Source organism: Candidatus Poribacteria bacterium, from assembly GCA_021295755.1.
In the GTDB taxonomy this organism is placed as follows: domain Bacteria; phylum Poribacteria; class WGA-4E; order WGA-4E; family PCPOR2b; genus PCPOR2b.
Map to the genome: position 1 here is coordinate 11971 of JAGWBT010000109.1, position 4571 is coordinate 16541.

Consider the following 4571-nt stretch of genomic DNA (forward strand, 5'->3'; position numbering starts at 1 on the left):
CGCCCACGCTGAGACCGTTCCCGCGTCTTGCCTTGCCAATGATGTCTCCGAATTCGTCTTCAAGTGTGTAAGCCATTGTTGATTATCTCCTTTGTTTGTGTAAGAAGAAGGTACAAAGTATTAGAGCATCCGCGAATTAACGCGAATCTCCACAAATCAAAAAGAAAGAGTAAAGATGGGCAGGCACAAGACCTGCCCCTACATTTGGTCGATTCCTGTAGGGGCAACCCTTGTGGTTGCCCTGCCGTGGGTCTATTTTCCAAAATCGACATTTGGGTGTCGAGATATGAATCTCGATCTATGGACTACAGCATGTCTAAAACCCAAAATCCCACCCCTACGGTCATTTTGGTTCGTTCAACCCAGAGGTGTGTTCGTGGATGCGTTGACGTTCGATATTCGCGTACGGGTCTGCGCGACGGGTGATGCCGGTGATGGCGTCGACAGATTCGTCTGCCTTAAACCGCAGATACAGTTTTTGCTCTTTCGCTGCCATCACCTCGTTCTTGAGCGCGCGATAGCACAGCATCATGTTGTAGTGGGCATCCAGATCCTCTGGATCGACGGCCAATGTTTTCTGAAATTCAGCGAGTGCGGCTTCGTACTTCCGCTGCAGGTAGAGCAGCCTGCCGATTTCGTTGAGAATTCGCCGATCCCGCGGAAATTGGCGGGCAGCGGTCCGCAGGTGTTCGAGCGCGTCGTCATATTTTCCGTACGCCTTCTGGACCAGCGCGTAGAAGTAGTGCACCTTCGCTCGTTTGGCGGGTCATCGCTTCCTCAAGCATCTCTTCGGCACCTGTCATATCTCCCTCCTCAATGCGACACCGTGCCACATTGACCCAGCCGTCCATATAGTCGGGTTCAATTTCGGTGACTTTCAGGAATACCGCTTCCGCACCTTTGAGATCGCCCTGAAGGAATAGCCCGATACCGTAGTCATTCCAACGCTCACGGTGGTTCGATTTCGGATTCTCTCTTGAACCTCCGATTACCGGCTCGCTCGATTCATCTTGATCTATCACTTGCAACGTTGCTTTATCCTCTGCCATAGGGACAATTGGCAGGTTGGGGATCGCCTTGACCTGCCCGGCGACATCCGATGTGTTCCCTGTGAAGACCCAATGTCCATCGTCATAGCCTTTATCGACCTGAAAATCGGTGTCCTCCGGATCTCGTACTCCTGCATATTGAATTTGCGGTAATTCAACTTTGCGTGCAGCTGAATCTCATCACCGCAATCCGGTGGGATGAGGAGCCGATAGTGAACGGTGTCCGCAGCGCCGGGGGGAATGGTGTTTGCGTAGAGGACAGTCCGCGCCGCCCAAGCGTTGCGTTTGTTGATCAGGTTTCCGTGTTCATCGAGCATATACGCCCGATAAAAATGCGCCCCCGGATCAACGGGTCCGTTTCCATCTTCCGCTTCGATTTGCCCGCTCCAGAAGATGACCTTTCCGTTTTCGTCCGTATCAATGGTGCCGGCGGGGAATCGGTGTCCCACGTTCCTTGTGCGCACGACCACATCAACCCGAATCTCCTCGCCACGCTGAACCGTTGCGTTGGAGTCGTTGATGGGTGCGACCAGCTTCGTTATGTCCGTGACTGTGCCGATAGCGTGTCCCTGACTTCCGCCCTCCATCATACTAAATGCGCGGAGTTGAGAGTTGGGACGGGAGGTGCTAACACCTCCATGGGATTGGGACTGAATCGGTGTCGCGGGACTTAGTGCGAAGATATCGACGCTTACCTGATTGTTCTGGAGGAAGTCGATCGTTGCCTTGAGCTGTTCGTCGTGTTTGTTTACGAAGGGCAGCGCCGTGTTTGCTGCGGGAAAGCGGTGGCTGTGCACCCTGCCGTCGATATTCGCTGCGTCTTTCGAGGGAACTAGTGGCATGTGGCAGTCGACGCATTTCTTCGGTTCTTCGGGGTAGTAGAAGGACAGTGCGCCCTGATGGGAGACGCCACTCATCTGCCACTGATCGTAGTCGTCGAAGCCACGAAACCAGCGGAAATTGTTGACCGGCACATCAAGATGCACCTTGTGACAGGTGGAACAGAACTCCGCTGTGTTCTGACGGTGGAAGGGTTTGAGGAAGCTCTTTTTATGAGGTTCGGGATCTAGGCGGATAAGGTAGTTATGGAGTTTGCGAATTGCAGTATTTTCACTGGCTGCCATCTCGTGCAGGGGCGGATACTTGATGATATATCCGCTGTTGCCCATCGTATTGAGTGACACGCCGTACACGCGAGTCCGGCCTGGGCGGCGGGTGTGTGCAAGTTCTCCCGGATCGGTCGATCCATCACGCCGTTCAGCAGGATTGCGGGGTCGTGACACCCACCACACCATTTGGACGGTTGGATCCCGTTGACATCCTGCATATACATAACCGATTTGCGATACCACTGGTTGTTGAAGGAGGCGAAGTGATGCGCCGATTCGTTCCACTGTTTGTAGATGTCCGGGTGGCATCCGCTCTCGGCACAGGTTTGGGAGGTCAGAAAGAAATCGGTAGGGATTAGATCGCCGGTATAGGTTTCGACGGAGGCGGGGAAGAATGGTCCATCGGTGCCGCCACCTTCCTCGTACATACTGGTCGGCGGAGAGAGCGGGTTTTTCACGAGATAGTCCGGGTTGGGTCGATAGTGTTGGATCAGCCTTGCTCCAACAGGGAACAGCAGGCTGATGAGGAGAACGATTCCGGTGATTTGCGCCGCCCTACGTGAAAACTCGGTCTCCGCGTGCCGTGCCAAAATCAGCAGATGTCCGACAAATAGGATCGCGCCGAGTGTCACTGCCACGATATGGAGGACGAGTAACCAACGGTTGGGGGTTGTGGCACCGACAAACATCAGGTACACGCCGGAAATTGCCCCAATTCCCAGAGAAACGACTCCGCCTTTGCCGATGATTGACATGCCATCGAAACGCTTGCACACATAGACGATAAACGGGACGATCAACCCAACACCGAGGACGATGTGGATCAGGACGTTGCCGATGTAAAATAGGGTCGGCTCCCCGAAGCTGATCAGGTACGCGCTGTTGATCAGCAAGATCAGGAAACCAAGAAGTAGGAATTTTGTCCAAAGTCGCATGGCTGGGGCTTCCTCTTGACTACAGTTTTGAGTTTGACAAGTGTTTTGGATCCTAATTTTATCAGGTTTTTCGGGCGGTTTCAACTGGAAAGTTTTTGCGGAAGGATAAGCTATGGAGAAAGCGGTGGTCAATCGGCAAGATCCGGATTTACTTGATGAATGCGATTTCAGTAAAGGGGTTCAGGGCAAATATGCCCAGAGATACCGGGAAGGCACAAATATTGTTAGACTTGATGATGATGTTGCCAAAATATTCCCTGATGCTGAATCGGTGAATACTGCCTTGAGAGCATTGGGAAAAATTATTGACCAGCACCAACAAAAGGCATAATAAACTGTTATGGACACTAAACTTATACAATCCCATCCATCAATCATGATGGGTAAGCCTGTCGTTGCAGGTACGCGCATCACGGTTGAATTGATTCTGGAAAAACTCGCTGCAGGGGAAACGGTTGAACAACTCCTTGAAGCACATCCGCGTTTGACCAAGAAAGGGATTCAAGCAGCATTTAGCTTCGCCACAGAGGCGTTGCGTGCCGATGTCATTTATCCAATTGCCGAGCAAGTGGTGTGAATTCACCGCCTATGTCGAAAAAAACAACAAAGAATCAAGCCATGGTGTGTGATATTTGTGGAAAATCGGGGGCGCGTCAACGTTACATTTCGCGGAACTACGGGGAAGGAGAATCTCTGCTTGTCATTGAAGGTGTGCCCGTGATAAGCTGCCCTCATTGTGGTGAGAGCTATCTGACAGCACATACACTACATGAAATTGAGCGCATTAAACGCCAGCGAGAAGGGGTTGCGACTAAACGTCCCGTAGCGGTCGCTGCTTTTGCATAACCTGCGAAGAAATTCAGCCTAAGGGAAGATTATGAAGAAGGTTGATGCGGAGATGGATGAGGAACTTCGTCCGGAATATGATTTGAGAGATTTACAGGTGAAAAAGGTTGGTTCCAAGAGGAAGGGTTTCAGGGTGCGATCTATCCAGTTAGAACCGGATAGCACTAACGAATCCAAAACGAGCGGGGATGATGCTACAAGCATCAGACTCGGTCACTAATATCAAGGAGATAACCACTATGCACTTGACAGAGGCTCAAATTTCCTCGTTCCACGAGGACGGTTATTTACGGTTGGAAAATGTGTTAGATACGGAGGACTTGCAGCCGGTCATTGACGAGTATTCCGATCTTATTGACGGACGCGCACAGAAGTTGTACGCCGAAGGAAAGGTGAGTTCGCTGCATGAGGACGAACCGTTTACGCGGCGGTTGCTGCTTCTAGCGAAGGAAATTCCGGAAGTCGCTGGTAATTTGGATATTATGCAGGCACGTGGCGAGGCGACCTTTAACTTCCTGAAAAACCCGAAGATTCTGGACGTGGCGGAGTCACTCTGCGGTTCGGAGATTGTGTGCAACCCCATCCAGCACATTCGGGCGGTTTTGCCGCATCGTGCGACCGGTGGGTCTCCG

The 4571-nt window shown here is 51.8% G+C and carries 5 protein-coding genes and 1 pseudogene; 5 read left to right on the forward strand and 1 reads right to left on the reverse strand.

The genetic code is table 11. From position 1 onward, the window contains the following. Nucleotides 1-343 precede the first annotated feature (343 nt). Nucleotides 344-3093 (reverse strand): annotated as a pseudogene (locus J4G02_15690) (tetratricopeptide repeat protein). Between the two features lie 112 nt (nucleotides 3094-3205). On the opposite strand from J4G02_15690, the gene J4G02_15695 reads away from it, so the two are divergent. From J4G02_15695 to J4G02_15715, 5 genes are all read left to right on the forward strand, one after another. Continuing rightward, on the forward strand, nucleotides 3206-3424 hold the full coding sequence (locus J4G02_15695; GenBank protein MCE2396007.1) for a hypothetical protein: 219 nt from the start codon (nucleotides 3206-3208) through the stop codon (nucleotides 3422-3424). Nucleotides 3425-3433: 9 nt separating this feature from the next. Beyond that, nucleotides 3434-3670: a DUF433 domain-containing protein gene (locus tag J4G02_15700; GenBank protein MCE2396008.1), complete on the forward strand. Its 237-nt coding sequence runs from the start codon at nucleotides 3434-3436 to the stop codon at nucleotides 3668-3670. 41 nt (nucleotides 3671-3711) lie between these two features. Then, nucleotides 3712-3939, forward strand: a complete 228-nt coding sequence (locus J4G02_15705) for a type II toxin-antitoxin system MqsA family antitoxin (GenBank protein MCE2396009.1) — start codon at nucleotides 3712-3714, stop codon at nucleotides 3937-3939. A 31-nt stretch (nucleotides 3940-3970) separates the two neighbouring features. Then, nucleotides 3971-4159 carry a hypothetical protein gene (locus J4G02_15710; protein MCE2396010.1) on the forward strand — a complete coding sequence of 63 codons (189 nt, stop codon included), beginning with the start codon at nucleotides 3971-3973 and terminating at the stop codon, nucleotides 4157-4159. A 19-nt stretch (nucleotides 4160-4178) separates the two neighbouring features. Further along, the coding region (locus tag J4G02_15715) for a mitomycin antibiotic biosynthesis protein (GenBank protein MCE2396011.1) at nucleotides 4179-4571 on the forward strand (393 nt) is incomplete at its 3' end.

Excerpts from the sequence above, each read along its gene's own strand:
- J4G02_15695 (MCE2396007.1), top strand. The coding sequence starts at position 3,206 with ATGGAGAAAGCGGTGGTCAATCGGCAAGATCCGGATTTACTTGATGAA.
- J4G02_15700 (MCE2396008.1), top strand. The coding sequence starts at position 3,434 with ATGGACACTAAACTTATACAATCCCATCCATCAATCATGATGGGTAAG.
- J4G02_15705 (MCE2396009.1), top strand. The coding sequence starts at position 3,712 with ATGGTGTGTGATATTTGTGGAAAATCGGGGGCGCGTCAACGTTACATT.
- J4G02_15710 (MCE2396010.1), top strand. The coding sequence starts at position 3,971 with ATGAAGAAGGTTGATGCGGAGATGGATGAGGAACTTCGTCCGGAATAT.